Annotated in this window: 7 protein-coding genes; all 7 read right to left on the bottom strand. The window is 74.0% G+C overall.

Going from position 1 to position 21,328, the window contains the following annotated elements; genetic code table 11:
- Window positions 1-274: 274 nt before the first annotated feature.
- The 7 genes from ACIQGQ_RS33365 to ACIQGQ_RS33335 all read right to left on the bottom strand — a co-directional run bounded on the left by ACIQGQ_RS33365 (window position 275) and on the right by ACIQGQ_RS33335 (window position 21,286).
- Window positions 275-1,252 carry a TauD/TfdA family dioxygenase gene (locus tag ACIQGQ_RS33365; RefSeq protein WP_402403201.1) on the bottom strand — a complete coding sequence of 326 codons (978 nt, stop codon included), beginning with the start codon at window positions 1,250-1,252 and terminating at the stop codon, window positions 275-277.
- A 13-nt stretch (window positions 1,253-1,265) separates the two neighbouring features.
- Entirely contained in the window at window positions 1,266-2,099 is an 834-nt protein-coding gene (locus tag ACIQGQ_RS33360; protein WP_402403198.1) for a 4'-phosphopantetheinyl transferase family protein, read from the bottom strand.
- Window positions 2,100-2,105: 6 nt separating this feature from the next.
- Window positions 2,106-3,047, bottom strand: coding sequence for a TauD/TfdA family dioxygenase (locus ACIQGQ_RS33355; protein WP_402403195.1), 942 nt, complete (start codon window positions 3,045-3,047; stop codon window positions 2,106-2,108).
- A complete protein-coding gene (locus ACIQGQ_RS33350; RefSeq protein WP_402403192.1) occupies window positions 3,044-4,300 on the bottom strand; it encodes an MFS transporter in 1,257 nt (418 codons plus the stop codon). Before ACIQGQ_RS33350 ends, ACIQGQ_RS33355 begins: the two co-directional genes overlap by 4 nt.
- Complete coding sequence (locus ACIQGQ_RS33345; protein ID WP_402403189.1) at window positions 4,297-5,259, bottom strand: ornithine carbamoyltransferase; 963 nt, start codon at window positions 5,257-5,259, stop codon at window positions 4,297-4,299. Before ACIQGQ_RS33345 ends, ACIQGQ_RS33350 begins: the two co-directional genes overlap by 4 nt.
- Before the next feature lie 74 nt (window positions 5,260-5,333).
- Complete coding sequence (locus ACIQGQ_RS33340) at window positions 5,334-16,247, bottom strand: amino acid adenylation domain-containing protein (RefSeq protein ID WP_402403186.1); 10,914 nt, start codon at window positions 16,245-16,247, stop codon at window positions 5,334-5,336.
- Window positions 16,244-21,286 carry an amino acid adenylation domain-containing protein gene (locus ACIQGQ_RS33335; RefSeq protein WP_402403183.1) on the bottom strand — a complete coding sequence of 1,681 codons (5,043 nt, stop codon included), beginning with the start codon at window positions 21,284-21,286 and terminating at the stop codon, window positions 16,244-16,246. The genes ACIQGQ_RS33340 and ACIQGQ_RS33335 overlap by 4 nt, the downstream gene beginning before the upstream one ends.
- Window positions 21,287-21,328 lie beyond the last annotated feature (42 nt).

Here is a 21,328-nt window from a genome sequence, read left to right as displayed (position 1 = left end):
CGTCATGGCCAGGGCCCACCGTTCGGTCATGCCTTCGAGTCTGGCACCCGGCACTGACAACACCCGGGGGCCGGGGGCCCCCCCCCCGGGGGGGGGGGGGGGGGCGGGGGGGCGCCGGGGCCCCCCCCCCCCCCCCCGCCCCCCCGGGGGGGGGGGGGCCCCCCCCCCCCCCCCCCGGCCCCGGGGGGCCCCCCCCCCGCCCCCGGGGCCCCCCCCCCCCCCCCCCCGGGCGGGGGGCCGCCCCCCCCCCCCCGCGGCCCGGGCGTGCGGCGGCTCAGCCGGCCGCCGGCTGCGACGGCTCGGCCATCGCCACCGCGATCCTGCGCGGGCCGGTGAACGGCTCACGGGCGTGGGCGGCGAGCATGTTGTCCACCACCAGGATGTCGTGGCGCTGCCAGTCGAACCGGGTGGAGGCGTCGCGGTAGCACTGGCGCAGGTGGGCCACCACGTCGTCGGGGATGGGGGCGCCGTCACCGTAGTAGGAGTTCGTCGGCAGGTCCTCGTCGGCGAAGATCTCCTGAAGGCCCTCGCGGACGTCCGGGGCGACCGTGCTGACATGGAAGAACGTGATGTGGTTGAACCACACGTCCTCGCCGGTCACCGGGTGGCGGTGCACGGCGTCGCGGATCGCCGTGGTCCGCAGTCCGCCGGCGGTCCACTCGACACCCAGCCCCTTGCCCTCGCAGTACGCGGTGACGGCGGCCCGGTCGTCGGTGTTGAACGCCTGCTGCCACGGCACGCCGAAGTCCTCGTGGAAGTTGCGCACCACGCGCCAGCGGCGGCGGGTGAAATCCTCCCGCACGTCCGGGTCGATGGCGCGGAACACCTGGCGGATGTCGGCGAGCGGGGTCGCGCCCAGGGTGTGGGCCGGCTCGATGCAGTAGAAGTACAGCGCCTGCGGCCAGACGGCCTGGTAGGAGTTCTCGTTGTGCAGGAAGATCTCCTCGTCCGCCGGGTAGTCGGTCGAGGTGTAGACCTGGCCCTTGATGGTGGAACGGGGTGAGGAGCGCTCGGCGTACGTCAGCGGCGGCGTGCCCGAGAGGGCGTGCACGGAACCGTTGAAGCCGTCGACGCCGTCGACGTCGAAGCCGCGCAGCAGCACGGCCCCGCGGGAGTGCAGCGCGGCACGGAGCGCGGGGCGGTTGTTCCCGATGAACTCCGAGACCGCGATGCCGGGGGCCGGTGCCTCGTACACCTGCGGCAGGTATCCGGCACGGACGGTGGGGCCGAGCAGGGGTGTGGTGGTGGTCATGGTGACGGCTCCTTCAGGAACGGAAGGGTACGAGCAGGGCGGTGTCGGCGGTGTCCCGTGCGGGGACGGGGACCGCCTCGGTGCGGGGGGCGGCCACCGTGGCGCCGGTCGGTGAGCGCAGGGTCACCGGGCCGGTGCTGCCGGCGGGGCGGGCGAGGGCGACGAACAGGTCGCCCGTGCCGGGCAGGTCCTGCACCAGCCAGTCGCCGGTGCCGCCCTGCCCGGTGCCGTGCACGGTCAGCGGGCCCTCGTGTTCGGGACGGACCTCCAGGTCCCTGAGGTCCGCCATGATGCCGGTGCCGATCGCTTTCACCACCGCCTCCTTCCTGGTCCAGCACCGAAGGAGGGCCGCGTCGCGCGCGGGGCCCTCCGTCAGGCCGTTCACATGGGTCAGTTCCGACGCGGACAGCACCAGGGCCGCGTCGCGCGCCAAGATCCTGGAGCGTCCGTCCTCGATGTCGATGCCGACCGGCCCCGTGGCGCTGACCGCCAGGGCCCAGTGCGGACCGGCGTGCGAGAGGTTGAAGTCGAGGCCGGTCGGGGGGCCGGTGACGACCGGGCGGCCGTGACCGGGGTCGGAGCACCACAGGCAGGGCCGGGTGCCGAAGCGCAGGCCCGCCGGGGGGACGCCCAGGTAGCGGGAGAGGATCTGCCGCACGGCGATGTGCGCCCCCGCGTACCGCAGTCCGTCGGTACGCGGCCTGCGCAGCATCACGGTGTGTTCGGCGGCGGAGAGCAGCCGCAGGGCGGCGGCGGGCGGCGCGGCGCGGGTCGAGCCCTGCCACACGTGCACACCGCGGTCCGCCGCCAGCGCCCGGTACTCCGCCGGGGAGCCGCTGTCGTTCATGGCGCCTCAGTCGGACATCGCCACGAGCACCCGGCGGGTGCCCGTGAAGGGGCGGCGGCCGTGCGACACGAGCATGTTGTCGATGAGCATGAGGTCGCCGGTGTTCCAGTCGCAGTCGCGGGCGTGCTCCAGGCCCCGGTCCCGGATCTGCAGGATGTAGGGGTCGGGGATCGGGGAGCCGTCGGCGAACGTCACGGACTGCGGCAGCTCGTCGGCGGAGAGGATCTGCGCGAGGGCGGCGGCGGTGTCGTCGCCGAGCCCGGCCGGGTGCCACTGGTCGGACTGGTTGAACCAGACCTCGTCACCGGTCACCGGGTGGACGGCGGTCGCGGGCCGGATCTGGCGCACCCGCAGCGAGCCGTCCCGCTGCCACGCGTACTCGGCCTCGGTCCGGGTGAGGAACTCCTCCACCACACCGCGGTCGGTCGTCTCGAAGGTGTCCTGCCAGCTCTTGCCGAGGCCGAACCCGTCGTGGAGGTTCTGCTGGTAGCAGACGCCGCCGGCGAACGCCTCGCGCACCTCTTCGTCGAGCGAGGCCAGCCACAGCGCGGAGTCGGTGACGGGCGTCGCACCGCCGGTCTCGGCCGCCTTCTGGCAGAAGAACAGCAGCCGGGCCGGCCAGGCGGCGGCGTAGGACATCTCGTTGTGCATCGAGATGGTGAACTCCTGCGGGTACTCCGTGGAGGTGTAGACGTTCTTGCCGACCTTGGTGCGGGGCGAGTTGCCGTGCACGTAGGCGAGGCGGTTGGGGAGCAGCTCGTCCATGACGGGGTCGAGCGCCTCCTCGGTGACGCCGAAGCCCCGGAAGATGAGCGCCTTCTCCTTGACGAGCTGGTCGCTGATGGCGGCGGTGTCGCCGACCACGCGGAGCAGTCCGGGCGCCGACGCCTCGACGCCCGCGTCCTGCGGGGTGATGACGAGCGGGGACCAGCTGGGCGTTGTGTTCATTCCTGATCTCCTTGGGGAGTGTTCCGGTGGTGTCGTGGTAGGTCGATGAGAAGTGCGGTGAGCGCGAGCGCGGCCATCGCGGCACCGAGGACGGCGGCCGTCCCGGCCGCGCCGGTCGCGTCCAGGAGCAGCCCGCCGAGGAGCGCGCCGAGCGTGTTGGCGCCCGAACCCACCAGTTGGAAGGCGCTGTTGACGCGGCCCTGGAGTCGGTCGGGGGTGGTGAGGACCTGGTGGACGCCGCCCGCGACGTTCACGACGCCGCCGACCATGCTCATCACGGCGAACAGCGCGCCGAGCAGCCAGGGCGAGCGGGTCAGCGCGAGCGCGGGGACCAGCACCGCCCAGGCGAGCAGCGCCCAGCGGACCAGGGACGGCAGGCCCATGAGCTTCATCGCCCGGCCGCCGCCCAGTGCGCCGAGCGCCCCGCCGGCCCCGCTGATGGCGGTGATGACGCCGACCATGCCGGGCGACAGCCCGTCCTCGTGCAGGACGAAGGCGGGGAGCAGGGCCAGGGCCTGGAAGAGCACGTTGCTGCCGGAGACCAGCAGCATGACCAGGCGCAGGAAGGTGTTGCGCCACAGCCAGCGCAGCCCCTGGGCGATCTGCGGGCCCAGCCGCCCGCGGGGCGGCCGGTCCTCGGCGGGTCCCTGGAAGGGGGAGCGGATGAGCAGCACCGTGGCGAGCGAGAGCAGGTGGGCGACGCCGGCCAGCAGGAACGGCGACCAGCGGGCCAGCGCGAACGCCGTGCTGCCCAGGGGCTGGCCGAGCAGTCCGGCGGCCCGGCCGCGCGCCTCGCTGCCGGAGAGCGCGGCGGTGAGCTGCCCGGCCGGAACGACGTGGCGCACGGTCGCCCGTTCGGCGAGCCGGTAGCAGACCATCAGGGAGCCCTCGATGAACGCGGCCGCCGCCAGGTGCGCGAGCCACACCCGGCCGCTCGCCACGGCGGCCACCACGCTGAGGGTGCTGAGCGCGCAGCCCACGCTGCACAGCACCATCAGCCGCCGCCGGTCGCAGCGGTCGACCAGGACGCCCGCGGGCAACTGCACGAGCAGTTGCGGCAGTTGCGCCGCCGCTGCGGCCACCGCCCCCGCCGTCGCCGATCCGGTGGACCAGATCAGCAGCAGCGGGTAGGCGACCATGGAGGCGCGGGAGCCGAGCAGGGTGAACCCGGCCCCGCCCCACAGCAGCAGGAAGTCGCGGTTGCGGCGCAGCGGCGGGGACGCGGCGGCCGGCGCTTCTGCGGGGGCGCTCATGCGGTGGCCGCTGCCTCGGAGCCGGTCCGTGCGCCGCGGGCCCAGGCGAGGACCGCCATGGCGCTGTGCATCTTGTTCTCGGCCTGCTGGAAGGCGAGGCTGTGCGGCCCGTCCAGAACCTCGCCGGTGACCTCGTCGCCGCGGTGCGCCGGCAGGTCGTGCAGGAAGACCGCCTTGGGGCTGGCCTGCCAGAGACCGGCGGTGACCTGGAAGGGGGCGAAGACGCGCCGCCAGTCGGGGTCGGCCTTGGTGGTGCCGGTGGTCTGCCAGCGGGTGGTGTAGACGGCGTCGACGTTCTCCGGCAGGTCGGCCATGTCGTGGCGTTCGGTGACGGTCGATCCGCAGCGGGCCGCGGTGCGCCGGGCGCGGTCGAGGAAGGCGCTGTCGAGGCCGTAGCCGGGCGGGGTGCGCAGGTCGAGGTGCGCGCCCTCGAAGCGGGTGAGGGCCAGGGCGAGCGCGGAGGCGGAGTTGTTGCCCTCGCCGACGTACAGGACGCGCAGGCCGTCCAGGCGGCCGAAGTGCGCCTGGAGGGTGGTGAGATCGGTGAGTGCCTGGGTGGGGTGCTCGTCGGCGCTCATGGCGTTGATGACGGACATCCGCCGCTGGTTCGCCCAGGCCCGCATCTCGGCCGGGTCGTCGGCGGTGCGGGCGACCAGCACGTCGAGCATCCGGGAGAGCACCTCGCCGGTGTCCTCGCTGGTCTCGCCGGTGTTGAGCTGGAGGTCGCCGGCTCCGTACGTGATCAGCCGGCCGCCCAGGCGCAGCGCGCCGCTGGAGAAGGCGGTGCGGGTCCGGGTGGAGGTCCGCTTGAAGTAGACGCCCACCACCTGGTCGGCCAGCGGGCGCCGGGCGCCGGGGCCGGCCTGGGAGAAGGTCACGCCGTCGTAGACGATCCGGCGCAGGTCGGAGTCGGAGAGGTCGTCGATGGAGATGAGGTGGCGGGCGGGCGGGTGGTTCACGGGGTCCTCCTGGAGGGGATGGAAGTCGGCCGGGGGAGGGCCGGGCCGCCCGGTCGGGGCGGCCCGGCCCCGGATCAGGCCAGCTCCTCCTCCGTCACCACGGGGGTGAGCAGAGGGTGGTCGGCCGGGGCGTCGGCGCCGGTGCCGGCCGCCGCCCAGTCGGCCATCAGCTCGCCCTGGCCGAAGGCGTGTTCGCGCTTGCTGAGGGCCGCCGTGAGGAACTTGACGACGTCCTTGCCGCTGTCGGAGTTGGTCAGGACGACCAGCCCCACACCGCTCCTGAGATGGGTGAGCGAGAGGTTCCAGTAGCCGGCCGGTTCACCGCCGTGCCCGAACTCGGCGTCGTCACCGGTGTCGTCGACGATGGTGCCGAGTCCGTAGAAGCTGCCCGGATGGGTGTGGAGCAGCTCGGCGGCGGTGTCCCGGGGGATCAGGGCGCCGTCCAGGCCGAGGAGTGCGGCCCGGAAGTGGCGGGCGACCTTGCCGAGGTCCTCGGCGGTCGTCCACAGCCCGGCGGCGGCGAGGTGGGCGCGTTCGCGCCAGCCGCCGTCCAGGTGCTTGCCCTTCACGTGGTGGCCGAGCGCCACGGGGCGTCCGGCGGTGTGCGGGAAGGACTGGTCGAAGCTGCTGCCCGTGAGGCCCATGGGCGTCAGCACGAGTCGGTCCATCAGCTCCTGGAAGGATTCGCCGGTGACGTCCTCCAGGAGCTGCTGCAGCACCCAGTAGTGCGTGCTGCTCTTGCGGAAGACCTCACCGGGGACGAGCTGCCGGGCGACCCGGGGCGTGGACACCGGCCCGGTCCCGTCGAGCAGTTCCCGCAGGGTGGGCACGCGCTCGCCGGGCCGGAACCCGACACTGCGGTGGCGTGCGAAGCCCGCCGTGTGCCCGAGGAGCTGGCGGACCGTGACCGGTCCGGGCGCCTCGGGCAGGTCGGCGAGCTGCCACGAGGTGAGGTGCCGGTCGATCGGGTCGTCGAGGCCGATGAGCCCCTGGGCCACGAGTCGCAGGGTGGCGAACGCCGTGACGTGCTTGCTGATCGAGCCGACCTGGAACAGCGTCCGGGGGGTCACCGGCGCGTCGTCCCCGGCCCGCAGGCGGCCGACGCCGTGCAGCTCGGTGGAGCCGTCGGCGCCGAGGACGGCGACGCTCACGCCGGGCACCTGGTGCTCGGCCATGAGAGCTGTCAGCTCGTCGAGGGGGAACGCCGGCGCGGCCGGCCGGCCGATCAGGGCGGCCACCTCCGCGAGCGGCCCCTCGGCCAGCTTGGCGCTGTCTCCGCCGCTCGCCCGTTCGAGCAGCGAGGCCAGCAGATCGGCGGAGACCTCCACGCGGGCGGGGGGAGCGGGGGCCGCGGGGGCGGCCTCCGCCTCCGCCTCGCGGGTGTCCTCGTCGATGGCCGCGGCCAGGTCGACGAGGGTCCCGTGCTGGTACATGCGCCAGACGGAGACGGTGAGGCCCGCCCGCCGGGCGGCGGCCAGTACCTGGATCATCAGGATGGAGTGGCCGCCGAGGTCGAAGAACCGGTCGTGGATGCCGACGGTTTCGACGCCGAGCACGTCCTGCCAGATCGTGGCGAGGAGCTGCTCGGTGGGGGTGCGCGGGGCGACGTAGGGGTGGTCGTCGCCGCGCAGGGCGGAGCGGTCGGGGGCCGGCAGCGCCCGCCGGTCGACCTTGCCGTTGGCGTTGAGCGGCATGGCCTCCAGGGCGACGAACGCCGAGGGGACCATGTACTCGGGGAGCCGCAGGCCGCATTCCTCGGCGAGGGCCGAGGCGTCGGGGAGCCGCTGTCCTTCGTGCGGCACGCAGTGGGCGACGAGGCGCTTGTCGCCCGGGGTGGGTTCGTGGACCGTGACCACGGCGTCCCGCACGGCGGGGTGGGCGGCCAGGACGGCCTGCACCTCGCCGAGCTCGACGCGGTAGCCGCGGATCTTGACCTGGTCGTCCAGGCGGCCGAGGAACTCGACCGCGCCGCCGGCGAGCATCCGCACCCGGTCGCCGGTGCGGTACAGCCGCCCGCCCGCGGGCCCGTACGGGTCGGGCACGAAGCGCTCGGCGGTCAGGTCGGGACGGCCCGCGTAGCCGCGTGCCACCCCGGTGCCGCCGACGTACAGCTCGCCGACCACGCCCACGGGCACTCGGCGCATGGCCCGGTCCAGGACGTGGGTGGTCATGTTCGGCAGGGGCGTGCCGATCGGCACCACGTCGAGGGCGACCGGCTCGGTCACCGGGTGGACGGTCGAGCCGACGGACGCCTCGGTGGGCCCGTACTCGTTGATCATCCGTCCCGCGCCCAGGAGTTCGAGCGCCTGGTTGCCCGTGGTGGCGGGCAGCGCCTCGCCCGCGACGACGAACACCTGGGCGAGCCGGTCCACCTCGTCGGTCGCGAGCTGCTCGGAGAGGACGTCGAGGTGGCCCGGGGTCAGCTTCACGAAGCTGTACGGGGCCCGGTCCATGAGCGCCTCCGCGAGGTCGCCCGGCACGGTGTCCTGCGGGACGACGTGCACGGCCTGCCCGGTGACCAGCGGACCCCACAGGTTGGGGACGACCAGGTCGAAGGCGACGGACGAGAACAGCGGCGCGCCGCCGGTGCCGCGCGCGGCCAGCTCCACGGCCGCCCAGGCCACGTGGTTGGCCAGGCCCCGGTGCGGGATCTGGACGCCCTTGGGCCGGCCCGTCGAACCGGAGGTGAAGATGACGTACGCGAGCCGGTCGGGGTCGTCGGTCCGGGCGGGGGCCCGCTCCTGCCCGGCCAGGCTCTCGCCGACCAGGAGCGGGGTGAGGCCGCCGAAGAGCGCCGCGTACTCGGGCTGGGAGACCGCGTGCGACGCTCCGGCCGTCTCCAGCATGGAGGCGATGCGCTCGGCGGGGTAGGACGGGTCGACCGGCACGTAGGCCGCGCCCGCCTTCCACACCCCGAGCAGCGTCGCGATGAGCCGGGGGGAGCGGTCGAGGAGCACGCCGACGGCGGACTCCCGGCCGACGTTCTCGGCGATCAGGCGGTGGCCGATCGCGTTGGCCGCCTCGTCCAGTTCCCGGTAGGTGACCTCCTCGCCCCGGAAGGTGACGGCGACCGCCCCGGGGGTGGCCCGGGCCTGCTGCTCGAAGCGCTCCAGGACGGACAGCGCCGGGTACTCCTCGGCGGTCTCGTTGAGCGCCCCCAGCCACTCCGCCTCGCCCGCGGGCAGCGGGGCGTACTCCGCGCTGCCGTCCGGGTCGGCGGCCATCGCCTCAAGGACCTGCCGGTACAGGCCGGTCAGCCGGTCGGCGTGCTCCCGGGCCAGGGCGTGGGTGTGGGTGGTCAGCAGCAGGTGTCCGGAGACCGCGGAGACCGCGAGGGCGAACTCGGTGCCGCCCTCGCCGCTGCTGGCCTCGGGGTCGACCAGTCCGGTGTCGACGTGGTCGAAGTCCTGGTAGCTGAAGCGGACGTCGAGGAGCCGGCCGGCCCTGGCGTCGCGCTGGATGACCGGCATCGGGAAGCGCCGGCGGTCCCAGACGCGCCCCTCGGCGGCGAACACCTCCCGTACGAGATCGGTCCAGGTGCCGCGGGCACCGGCGAAGGCGAACGGCAGCGTGTTGAGGTACATGCCGTACACCCGCTCGGCGCCCGGCGACTCGGGGCGCGCGCTGTACACCAGGCCGCTGTGGAAGACGGTTTCCTCGGTGAGCAGGGAGAGGACCTTCAGATGGGCGGCGAGCAGGACGCTCTTCAGCGACACCTGGGCCCGCGTGGCGAGCGCGCGCAGCCTCGGCTGGAGGTCGAAGAGCTCGACCGCCACCCGGTACTTCTCGCGCGCGGCGAGGGGGTCCCCGGCCCACGGCGCGGGCAGCGCGAACGGGGCGTGGCCGCTCACCACGTCCTTCCAGTAGGCGCGGTCCTCCTCGGAGTCCAAGGAGGCCAGTTCGGCGGCGATGAAGTCCGCGTAGCGCACCGGCGGGGCGGTGTACGGTGCCGGCTCGCCGCCGTCCCGCAGCGCGCGGTACGTCTCCAGGAGCTCCATGAGCAGGGCCCGGTGGCTCCAGCCCTCGGTGATGGCGTGGCAGACGGTGACGACGAGCCGCCAGGCGTGGTCGTCCTCCAGCTGCGCGGTCATCCGCAGCAGCGGCGCCTTCGCCAGGTCGAAGAGGACTGCCCGCTCCTCGGCGAGGATGGCGCGCGTCCGCTCCTCCCGGTCGCCCGCGAGCCTCAGGTCCTCGACCACCAGCGGCACATGGGCGGTGGGCGCGACGATCTGGAGGGGCGTGCTGTAGCCGTCGAGGTCGAAGGAGGTGCGCAGCATCTCGTGGCGCCGGGTGACGATGTTGAGTGCCTGGCGGAACGCGGCGACCTCGAAGGGGACGCCGTCGGTGATGCGGAAGGACGCCACGTTGAGATAGGCGCGCTTCTCCTCGTCGGCGAGCATCTCCACGATCATGCCGAGCTGGACCTGCGACATCGGGTAGGCGTCGACGGTCCCCTCGGGCAGCAGGGCCCGGTCGTCCGGCCCGAGCAGTGCGAACGGCTCGACGGGCGGTGCCGTCACGGCCGGCGCGGGACGCCCGGTCAGGAACTCGCTGAGCTCGGCGACCGTGCGGTGCTCGAAGACCTCGCGCACCCCGACGTCGAACCCGGCGGCGCGCAGGGCGCCGACCAGGGCGACGGCGCGGATCGAGTGGCCGCCGAGGTCGAAGAACCCGTCCTCGACGCCGACCCGCTCCAACTGGAGGACCTGCGCCCAGATCTCGGCGACGCGCGCCTCGGTTCCGGTGCGGGGGGCGACGTAGGGGGTGCCGGAGTCGCCCTCGGCGGTGTCGGGGTCGGGGAGGGCGCGTTTGTCGGTCTTGCCGTTGGCGTTGAGCGGGATGGTGTCGAGGGCGACGTAGGCGGTCGGCAGCATGTAGTCGGGCAGCCGCTCGGCGGCGTGCTTTCCGAGACCGGCCGTGTCGAGTTCCTGGTCCGCCACGTAGTACGCCACGAGGCGGGTCTCGCCGGCGGTCGTCGTACGGGGCACCACGACCGCGTCGCGGACGGCGGGGTGGTCGGCGAGGACGCTCTGGATCTCGCCGGGTTCGATGCGGTAGCCGCGGATCTTGACCTGGTCGTCGAGGCGGCCGAGGAATTCGACGGCGCCGTCGGGGCGGGTGCGGACGAGGTCGCCGGTGCGGTAGAGGCGGTCGCCGGGGGTTCCGTAGGGGTCGGGGAGGAAGCGGTCGGCGGTGAGATCGGGGCGGCCGGCGTAGCCGCGGGCCACGCCGGTGCCACCGACGTACAGCTCGCCCGGGACACCGGTGGCGACCGGCTGGAGCCGCCGGTCCAGGACGTACATCGTCATGTTCGGCAGGGCGTGCCCGATGGGCAGTACCTCGGCCGGCTCCTCGGCGGGCACCGGGTAGGTGCAGGTTCCGACGGACGCTTCGGTGGGTCCGTACTCGTTGATCAGCCGGGTGTGCGGGGCGAGGGCGCGCCAGCGTTCCAGGGTGGTGCGGGTGAACGCCTCGCCGGCGACCACGAGGACCGGGGCGATCGAGGCGGCCTGCTCGGCGGTCAACTGCTCGGCCAGCACGTCGAGATGGCCCGGGGTCAGCTTGATGAAGCTGTACGGTCCCGCCGCCGCGACCGCACGGCCGAGGTCGGCCATGTCGGTGTCCTGGGCGATGGCGTGGACCTTCTGGCCGGTGATCAGCGGGGCCCACAGGTTGGGGACGACGAGGTCGAAGGCGACCGAGGAGAACAGCGGCGCGCCGCCCTGTCCCTGGGAGGCCAGCTCCCGTGCCGCCCAGGCGACATGGTTGGCCAGCCCCTGGTGGGTGACCTCGACGCCCTTGGGGCGGCCGGTCGAGCCGGAGGTGAAGATGGTGTACGCCAGCGCCTGCGGGTCCGCGCTCCGCTCCGGCGCGGTGGCCGGCCGCACGTCGATCGCCGCATCGTCCACCCGTACCGTCGTGAAGCCGCTGAAGCGTGCCTCGTACGCCTCCTGGGTCACCGCGAAGGCGGCACCGGCCGTCTCCAGCATCGAGGCGATGCGCTCGGCGGGGTAGGACGGGTCGATCGGTACGTAGGAGGCGCCGGCCTTCCACACGCCGAGGAGTGCCGCGAGGAGGTCGGGTCCGCGGTCCAGCAGGACACCGACCGGGGTCCGCGGGCGCACCCCCCGGGCCAGAAGATGATGCGCGAGCCGGTTGGCGGACGCGTCCAGCTCCGCGTACGTCAGAGACGTGCCGGCCAGCGAGACGGCCGTCGCGTCCGGGGTGCGGCGGGCCTGCTGCTCGAACCGGGACGGTATGTCGGCGGTGCCGAAGTCGGCCCGCTCGCCGGTGCCTTCGGCCAGCAGGCGGTCCCGTTCGGCCGTCGGCAGGCAGGAGGCGGCGGCGTCGCCGAGCGGGTCGGAGGCCATGGCCTCCAGCACCTGCCGCAGGATGCCCGCGAGGTGCCGAAGGGCCTGCTCGGTCAGGTGCTTGCGTCCGCCGGTGAGGAAGAGGTGGCCCAGGCGGGCGGAGACGCCGAGCGGGAACTCGGTGGGGCTGTCGTCGATGCTCGCCAGGTAGTCGACCTGCTCGCGGTCGACCTGGTCGAAGTCGTGGTAACTGAAGCGGACCGAGACCAGCCGGCCGGCGTCCTGCGCGGCACGCTGGATGTCGGGCATCGGGTAGCCGCGGTGCGGCCACAGCTCCACCTCGCGGTCGAAGACCCGTGCCACCAGGTCGGTCCAGGTGCCGTGGACGCCGTCGAAGGCGAACGGCAGGGTGTTGAGGTGCATGCCGTAGACGCCGTCGGCGCCCAGTGCCTCGGGGCGCGCGTTGCAGACCAGGCCGGTGAAGAACCTCTCCTGGCCGGTGACCGCGCTCATCGTCCTGAGGTACGCGGCGTGCAGCACGCTCTTGAAGGACGCCCCGGCCGCCGAGGCCAGTGCGCGCAGCCGGTCCTCCAGGTCGTGCACGGGGACCTTGACGCGGTGCGGGTCACCGGCCTCCCCGTCGCCCGCCCACGCCTCGGGGAAGGCGAACGGCTCGTAGCGTTCGACGATGTCCGTCCAGTACGCGTGGTCCGCGCCCTCCTCGCGCGAGGTCAGCTCGGCCGCGACGAAGTCCGCGAACCGGACGCCGGGTGCCTCGGGGCGCGGGATCGCGGCGCCGCCGCGTGCCCGGTCGTACCCCTCGACGAGCTCCATCAGGAGGGAGTGGTGGCTCCAGCCGTCGAGGATGGCGTGGCACTCGGTGATCGTCAGCCACCAGCTCCCGTCGTCGCAGGCGTGCCCGGTCAGCCGCAGCTGCGGGGCCGCGTCCAGCGGGATGAGCGCGGCCCGCTCGCGGGCGGTGAACTCCCGCAGCGCGCTCTCGACGCCGGCGGCGTCCAGGCCGCCGAGGTCGTTGCCCGCGACCGGCAGCTCGACGTCACGGTGCACCAACTGCATCGGTACGTCGTAGGAGTTGAGGTCGAAGGAGGTGCGCAGGACCTCGTGGCGTGCCACGGCGGCCCGGACCGCCGTACGCAGCGCCTCGACCGAGAAGGGCCGGTCGTCCCGGACCCGGAACGACGTGGAGTTGTGGTACGGGTGGCGGTCGTCGCTGAGCATCTCGACGACCATGCCGATCTGGACCTGCGACATCGGGTACGCGTCGGCCAGGCCCGCCGGCATCCGCTCCCGGTCGGCGGCCGTGACCATCTCGAACGGCTGGACACCGGCCGTGCGGACCACCGGCGCGCGCTCGGCCAGCCGCTCCGACAGCCGGGCCACCGTGCGGTGCTCGAACAGATCGCGCACGGACACGTCCAGACCGGCTTCGCGCAGGTGCCCGGCGAGGTTGATGGCGCGCAGCGAGTGCCCGCCCAGGTCGAAGAAGCTGTCGTGGACGCCGACGGACGGCACCCTGAGGACCTCGCCCCAGATCGCGGCCACCCGGCGCTCCAGCTCGGTGCGGGGCGCGGTGTACGTCTGGCCGGCGGTGCGCACGGCGCCGGGCTGCGGGGCGGGCAGCGCCTTGTCGTCGAGCTTCCCGTTCACGGTCAGCGGCAGCCGGTCGAGGGCGACGAAGTAGGCCGGGACCATGTACTCGGGCAGGTCGCGGCCGAGCGCGGTGCGCAGTGCGGCGGCGTCGAACTCCGTACCGGGCGCGGGCACCACGTAGGCCACGAGCTGGCGGTCGCCGGGGGTGACCTCACGGGCCAGGACCACGGCGTCACGGACGCTCTCCCGCGCGCCGAGCGCCGCGTTGATCTCGCCCAGTTCGATGCGGAAGCCGCGGATCTTGACCTGTTCGTCGTTGCGGCCGAGGAACTCCAGGCTGCCGTCGGCGAGTCGGCGCGCCACGTCGCCGCTGCGGTACAGCCGGCTGCCGGGCTCCCCGAACGGGTCGGGTACGAAGCGCTCGGCGGTCAGCTCGGGCCGGCCCAGGTAGCCGCGCGCCACACCGCGCCCGGCGACGTGGATCTCGCCGAAGACGCCGACGGGGACCGGGTTGCCGCGTTCGTCGAGGACGTGGACGGCCAGGTCGTCGAGGGCGACGCCGACGGGGCTGACGCCCGCGTCCAGGTCGGCCGCCGTCAGCTCGTGGTGGGTGACGTGCACGGTGGTCTCGGTGATCCCGTACATGTTGACGAGCGTCGGCCGGGCGAGGCCGAGCCGGTCGGCCCACGGCCGCAGGTCGGCGACCTCCAGCTTCTCCCCGCCGAAGACCACGGTGCGCAGCGCCAGCCGCTCCACGCGCGGGTCGCCCTCGCGGGCGGCGGCGACCAGGGCGCGGAACGCGGACGGCGTCTGGTTGAGGACGCTGACCCGCTGGTCGACGAGCAGGTCGAGGAAGGCGGACGGGTCGCGGGTCACCTCCTTCGGCACGACGACCAGGCGCCCGCCGTGCAGCAGCGCGCCCCACATCTCCCACACGGAGAAGTCGAAGGCGTAGGAGTGGAACAGCGTCCACACGTCGTCGGCGCGGAAACCGGTGCGCCGGTCGGTGACGTCGAACAGGCGCAGCACATTGGCGTGGGTGAGGCAGACGCCCTTGGGGCGGCCGGTGGAGCCCGAGGTGTAGATGACGTAGACGAGGTGGCCGGAGTCCGCGACGGGCTCCGGGTCGTGGGCCGGCGCCGTCTCCCACGCCCCGTCCGTGTCCAGGACCAGGGTCGTGCCGGAGTGCAGCGGGGCGAGCAGTTCCGCGTGCGCGCCCTGCGTGACGACGACCGGGACGGCGGCGTCGGCGATCATGAAGCCGAGCCGGTCGGCCGGGGCCGCCGGGTCGAGCGGCAGATAGGCGCCGCCCGCCTTGAGGACGCCGAGCAGCGCGGGGACCAGGTCGGCCGAGCGCTCCAGGCAGACGCCCACGAGGGTCTCCGGGCCGACGCCCGCCGCCCGCAGCCGGTGGGCGATGCGGTTGGCCCGTTCGTTGAGCTGCGCGTACGTCAGCTCCTCGGCCCCGAAGGTGACGGCGACGGCGTCCGGGGTGCGCCGGACCTGCGCCTCGAAGGCGCCGTGCACGGTGCCGTTGACCTCGCCGGTGACGGCGGCGCCCGCGGTGAGCAGGGCGTACTCGTCCGCACCGAGCAGGCCGAGGGCGCCGACCTCGCGGTCCGGGGTGGTGACGGCCGCGTCCAGCAGCCGCACCAGGTGTCCGGTGAGCCGCTCGGCGGTGGCGCGGTCGAAGAGTTCGACGGCGTACTCCAGGTTCCCGTGCAGGGTCCCGTCGGCGTCCTCGCGGAACTGGAGGTCGAGGTCGTACTTGGCGGCGTCGCCCTCGCCCTGGAAGGGCTCGGCGGCGATGCCCGGCAGGGCGAAGGCGTCGGTGCGCTCGCCGTGCATGGTCAGCGCCACGTCGAACAGCGGGTTGCGGGCGAGGTCGCGTTCGGGCTGTACGGCGTCGATGAGCTGGGCGAAGGGCACGCCCTGGTGGTCGAAGGCGCCCAGAACGGTGTCCTTGGTGCGGGCCACCAGCTCGCGGAAGGTCGGCTCGTCCTCCCAGTGGCCGCGCAGGACCAGGCTGTTGATGCCGTAGCCGACCATCCCCTGGAGCTCGGGGCGGCCGCGCCCGGAGACGACGGTGCCGACCGCGATGTCGGCGGTGCCCGTGTACCGGGCGAGCAGGCCGTGGTAGGCGGCCAGGACCACCATGAACAGCGTGGCCCCCTGGTCCTCGGCGAACGCCCGCAGGCGGGTGGCGAGTTCGCCGGGCAGGGAGAAGGCCACGGTGGCGCCGGACGCGTCACGGACGGTCTTGCGGGGGCGGTCGGTGGGCAGCTCGATGGGGGTGAGCCCGACGAGCTGGCTCTTCCAGTAGTCGAGGTGGCGCTCCAGCGTCGCGCCGGACATCTCGGCGCGCTGCCAGGCGGCGAAGTCGGCGTACTGCACGGGGACCGGCGGAAGGGCGGGCTCCGTGCCCTCGGCGAGGGCCGTGTAGAGGGCGCTCAGCTCGCGGGCGACGACCTCGGTGGACCAGGCGTCGCAGGCGATGTGGTGGAAGACCAGGGCCAGGACGTGCTCGTCGTCGGCGAGCCGCAGCAGCCGGCCCCGCACGGGCAGGTCGCGCTCCAGGTCGAAGGGGAGGAACAGCTCGCGGTCGATGACGTCCTGGACGGCGGCCGTCCGCGCACCGGGGGCGGTGCCGGTCAGGTCGACGACGGGCAGGGTGACCCGCTCGTCATCGGAGACGACCTGGACCGGGCTCTCCTGGTCCAGGGTGTAGCGGGTGCGCAGGATCTCGTGGCGGTCGGTGAGGCGCTGCCAGGCGGTGCCGAGCAGACCGGCGTCGAGGGGCCCGGTCAGGGTGACGACGAGCGGTACGAGGTACTGGGTGCTGTCCGGGTCGAGGCGGCTGAGGAACCACATCTGTTCCTGGCCGTAGGAGAGTCGCAGGGGGGCCGTCCGGTCGGCCCGCGGTATCGCAGGTCTGCGGCCGGTGCCCCGGCCGGCCAGGCGCCGCCGGATCAGCTCCTGGCGGGCCTGCTCGGCGGCCCGGGCCGCCGGGTCCGCCCCGGGCTCCTCGGTGCCGAGGCCGGCGGGGGTGATCGCGTCCGTGCTCATGCGGTGAACTCCTTCGCCAGGGCCTGGCCGTTCGTCGGGGTTGCGTGCGGGGGTGCGGTGGGCGGGAGCGCGGCCAGCTCCGCGTCGATCTCGGCGGTGATCGCGGCCTCCACGGCGAGGGCGAGCCGGGCCACGGTCGGGCTCTCGAAGACGGTGCGCACCTTGAAGTCGATGTCGAACTCCTCCTGGATCCGCGAGATGAGGCGGATGGCGAGGATCGAGTTGCCGCCGCTCTGGAAGAAGCTGTCCTCCACGCCCACCCGGGTGCCGAGGAGTTCGGTCCAGATGTCGGCGATCCGCTCCTCGGTGACGGTGCGGGGCGCGGTGCCCGCCCTGGCGCCCTCGGTGGTGCCGGGGTCGGGGAGGGCGCGTCTGTCGGTCTTGCCGTTGGCGTTGAGGGGGATGGCGTCGAGGGGGATGTAGGCGGTGGGGAGCATGTAGTCGGGGAGCCGGGCGGCGGCGTGTTCGCGGAGGTCGGCCGGGTCGAGGGCGCTGTTGGTGGTTACGTAGTAGGCGACGAGGCGGGTGTCGCCGGTGGCTGTGGGGCGGGCGATGACGACGGTGTCGTGGACGGCGGGGTGGTCGGCGAGGACGCTCTGGATCTCGCCGGGTTCGATGCGGTAGCCGCGGATCTTGACCTGGTCGTCGAGGCGGCCGAGGAACTCGACGGCGCCGTCGGCGTTCCAGCGCACGAGGTCGCCGGTGCGGTAGAGGCGGTCGCCGGGTGTTCCGTGGGGGTCGGGGACGAAGCGTTCGGCGGTCAGGTCGGGGCGCCCGGCGTAGCCGCGTGCGACCCCGGTTCCGCCGACGTACAGCTCACCGGGGACACCGACCGGGGTGGGTTCGAGGGCCGCGTCGAGGACGTACATCGTCATGTTCGGCAGGGGGGTGCCGATGGGAAGGATCTCGGCCGTTTCGTCGGCGGGTACGGGGTAGGTGCAGGTCCCGACGGACGCTTCGGTGGGGCCGTACTCGTTGATGAGGCGGGTGTGGGGGGCGAGGGCGCGCCAGCGTTCGAGGGTGGTGCGGGTGAAGGCTTCGCCGGCGACGACGAGGACGGGGGCGAGGGAGGCGGCCTGTTCGGGGGTGAGTTGTTCGGCGAGGACGTCGAGGTGGCCGGGGGTGAGTTTGATGAAGCTGTAGGGCCGTGATCCGGTGAGTTCCCGTCCGAGGTCGGCCATGTCGGTGTCCTGGGCGATGGTGTGGACTCTTTGGCCGGTGATGAGGGGGGCCCACAGATTGGGGACGACGAGGTCGAAGGCGACGGAGGAGAACAGCGGCGCGCCGCCCTGTCCCTGGGAGGCGAGCTCCCGTGCCGCCCAGGCGACGTGGTTGGCCAGTCCCTGGTGGGTGACCTCGACGCCCTTGGGACGGCCGGTCGAGCCGGAGGTGAAGATGGTGTAGGCGAGTGCCCGGGGGTCCTCGTTCCGCTCCGGTGCCGTGCGGGGGCGGGCGTCGATGGCGGTCCGGTCCCGGTCGACGAGCACGGTGGTGAAGCCGCTGAAGCGTGTCTCGTAGGTCTCCTGGGTCACCGCGAAGGCGGCGCCGGCCGTCTCCAGCATCGAGGCGATGCGGTCGGCGGGGTAGGAGGGGTCGATCGGTACGTAGGAGGCTCCGGCCTTCCACACGCCGAGGAGTGCCGCGAGGAGGTTGGGTCCGCGGTCCAGCAGGACACCGACCGGGGTCCGCGGGCGCACCCCCCGGGCCAGAAGATGGTGCGCGAGCTGGTCGGCCCGCAGATCGAGCTGCTTGTACGTCACCGAGGCGTCGCCGAAGGACACCGCGGGCGCCTCGGGTGTGGCGCGGGCCTGCTCCTCGAAGCGCCGGACGACGCTCGCGTCCCCGAGATCGGCCCCGGTCGCGTTCCACCCGTCCAGCACGAGGGCGCGCTCCTCGGGGCGCAGCAGCGCCACCTCCGACAGGCGCACCCCGGGCCGGGCGGTGACCTCCTCCATGACCCGGACGAAGTGGTCCTTGAAGCGGACGACCGTGGCCTCGTCGAAGAGGGCGGTCGCGTACTCCAGGACCCCTTCCAGGGCACCGTCGGCGGAGCGGCCGACGAAGACCGACAGGTCCGTCTTGGCGACCGTCCACGCCTCGGCGAAGGCCGCGAGGTCGGCGGTGCCGGTGGCGACGCTGGTGACGCCTTCGCTGTGCATGTCGAAGGCGACCTGGTAGAGCGGGGTGCGCGACAGATCGCGCTCCGGCGCCAGCTCGTCCACGAGCCGGTCGAAGGGCAGGTCCTGGTGGGAGAAGGCCGCCACGGACGCGGCCCGCACCCGGCCCAGCGCCTCGGCGAAGGTGGGGTCGCCCTCCAGCGCGCAGCGCACCACGAGGGAGTTGAGGAAGAACCCCACGGTGCCGGCCACCTCCGGCCGGCCGCGTCCCGCCACCGGTGTGCCGACCGGGATGTCCCACCGGCCGCTGTAGCGGGCCACCACGGTGGCGAAGACCGTCAGCAGGGTCATGAACGGGGTCGCGGAGTGGGCACGGCCCAGCTCCTCCACCCGGCCGTACAACTCCGGCTCCACGCGGATCGGCACGACCGCGCCGCGCGGGTCCCGCTCGGTGGGCCGGGGCCGGTCCGCCGGCAGCTCCACGGGCTCGACGCCGTCGAGTGCGGCGCGCCAGTGCGCCAGCTCCCCGGCCAGGAACGTGTCGGTGAGCCGCTTGCTCTGCCAGGCGGCGTAGTCGGCGTACTGGAGGCCCGGCGCGGCCAGCCGGGTCGCGCGGCCCTCGACGGAGGCCGCGCACAGTTCGCGCAGCTCACGCTCCAGGACGACGGTGGACCAGCCGTCGCAGGCGATGTGGTGCAGGGTGATGAGCAGGACGTGGTCCTCGCCGGGGACGCGGGCGAGCAGCGCCCGCCACAGCGGTCCGGCCGCCAGGTCGAAGCCGCGCGCGAACTGCTCCTCGAAACGGCCGGCCAGCTCCTCGCGGCCGGTGTCGGCCACCCGCAGCTCTACCGGGGCGGGGGCGCCGATCACCTGCCGGGGCTCGCCGTCCCTCTCCTGGTAGCGGGTGCGCAGGATCTCGTGGCGGGCGGACAGCTCGTCGAGGGCCGCCTGGACGGCGGCGACCGGGGTCCCGGCCGGCAGACGCATGATCAGCGGGGCGACCCACTCACGGCTGCCCGGGTTCATCCGGTCCAGGACCCACAGGCGGCGCTGGCCCGAGGAGAGCGGGAGCTCACCGGTGCGCGGGACGGCTGTCGGGGCGTCGGCGTCGGCGGTCGGCGCGTCGATCAGGCGGGCCTGCGCCTCCACGGTGGTGGCGCTGAACAGGCCGCGCATCGAGATCGTGACGCCGGTCGCGCGCAGGCGGGCGGCCAGTCGGGTCAGCTGGAGGGAGGTGCCGCCCAGCGCGAAGAAGTCGTCGGTCGCGCCGACCTTCTCGCGGCCGAAAAGGGCCGCCCAGACGTCGGCGACCTGCTGCTCGGCCGGAGTGCGCGGGGCGACGTACGCGTCCTGTCCGGAGGTGGTCGTCTCGTCCAGGAGGGCGGTGACGGCCTTGCGGTCGGCCTTGCCGTTCGCGGTGAGCGGCAGCGCGTCCAGCGGCAGGAAGAGCGACGGTACGTGGCTGTCGGGCAGCCGGGTGCGCAGGTGGCGGCGGAGGTCGGCGGAGCCGATCCGGGAACGCGCGGTGACGGCCGCGCCGATCCGCCGGCCGCCGTCCGCGGCGGTGAAGGCGACGACGGCGGCACCGGTCACCTCGGGGTGGGCGGTGAGCGCGGCCTCGATCTCCCCGGGCTCGACGCGCACGCCGTTGACCTTCAGCTGGTCGTCGAGGCGCCCCAGGTACTCCAGGACGCCGTCGGTGTTCCAGCGCACGAGGTCACCGGTGCGGTAGAGCCGGCTGCCGGGCGGCCCGTACGCGTCGGGCACGAAGCGCTCGGCGGTCAGGTCGGGGCGGCCCGCGTACCCCTGGGCCAGGCCGGTGCCGCCCGCGTACAGCTCACCGGCGACACCCTTGGGGGCCGGGGTGCCGTCGGCGCCCATGACCAGGACGCGCATGCCCTTGAGGGGGCGGCCGATCGGGACGGGGCCGGACTCCTGGGCGGGGTCGGCGGGGTGGGCGGTGATGTCGATGGAGCACTCGGTGGGCCCGTAGGTGTTCCACACCTCGACCGGGCCGGGGACCACCTGCCGCAGCCGCGAGACCAGTTCGGCGTGGAGCGGCTCGCCGGCGCTGAACAGCAGCCGCAGCCGGTCGCAGCCGGCCCAGCCGGACTCCTCGGCGAGCAGCCGCAGGACGGACGGCACGGCCTGGAGCACGGTGACCCCGGCGTCGGCCACGGCGCCCAGCAGGGCGCGCGGGTCGCGCTCGGCGCCCTCGGGGGCGCAGACCACCCGGCCGCCGCTGATGAGCGGAGCGTGGATCTCCAGGCCCGCGGCGTCGAAGCCGGCGGAGGTCTTGAACAGCCAGCGGTCGTCGGCGTCCAGCCCGTGCTTGCGCACGGACCAGGCGATCCGGCCCGCGAGGCCGGCGTGGGTGACCTGGACGCCCTTGGGCAGGCCGGTCGAGCCGGAGGTGAAGATCGTGCAGACGACGGTGGCGGGGTCGGGCGCCGGGAACGGCGCGTCGGACAGGCCCGTGGCGTCGATGTCGGCGGGGGTGAGGGCGCGTACCCCCGGCGGGGCGATGTGAGCGGCGAGCCGCGGCTCGGTGACGACGAGGGCGGCGGCGCCGCCGGTGAGCAGCGTGGTCAGCCGCTCCTGGGGGTGGGAGGGGTCCAGGGGCAGGTAGGCGGCCCCGGCCCGTCCCACGCCCAGGAGGGTGGCGATGAGATTGCTGCCCCGTTCCAGGCATACGCCGACCAGCGTCCCGGGGCCGGCGCCCGCCGCCCGCAGGAAGCGCGCGACCTGCTCGGCGGCGGCGTCCAGGGTGCGGTAGTCGACCGTGCGGCCGTCTCCTTCTACGACGGCGATCGCGTCGGGGGTGCGGGCGGCCTGCGCGGCGAAGAGCGCGGGCAGCGACTCCGGTTGTGCGGTGGAGACGGTTCCGCTCAGGGACGTCCCCGGCAACTGTGCGGCGTTCAACAGGTACTCCTTAAATGACCTGGCGCCAGGTGTGAACTAGGC

It is taken from the genome of Streptomyces sp. NPDC092952 (assembly GCF_044754785.1).
In the GTDB taxonomy this organism is placed as follows: Bacteria; Actinomycetota; Actinomycetes; order Streptomycetales; family Streptomycetaceae; genus Streptomyces.
The sequence above is the reverse complement of the archived record's forward strand: the minus strand, read 5'-3'. Positions and strand labels throughout refer to the sequence as shown.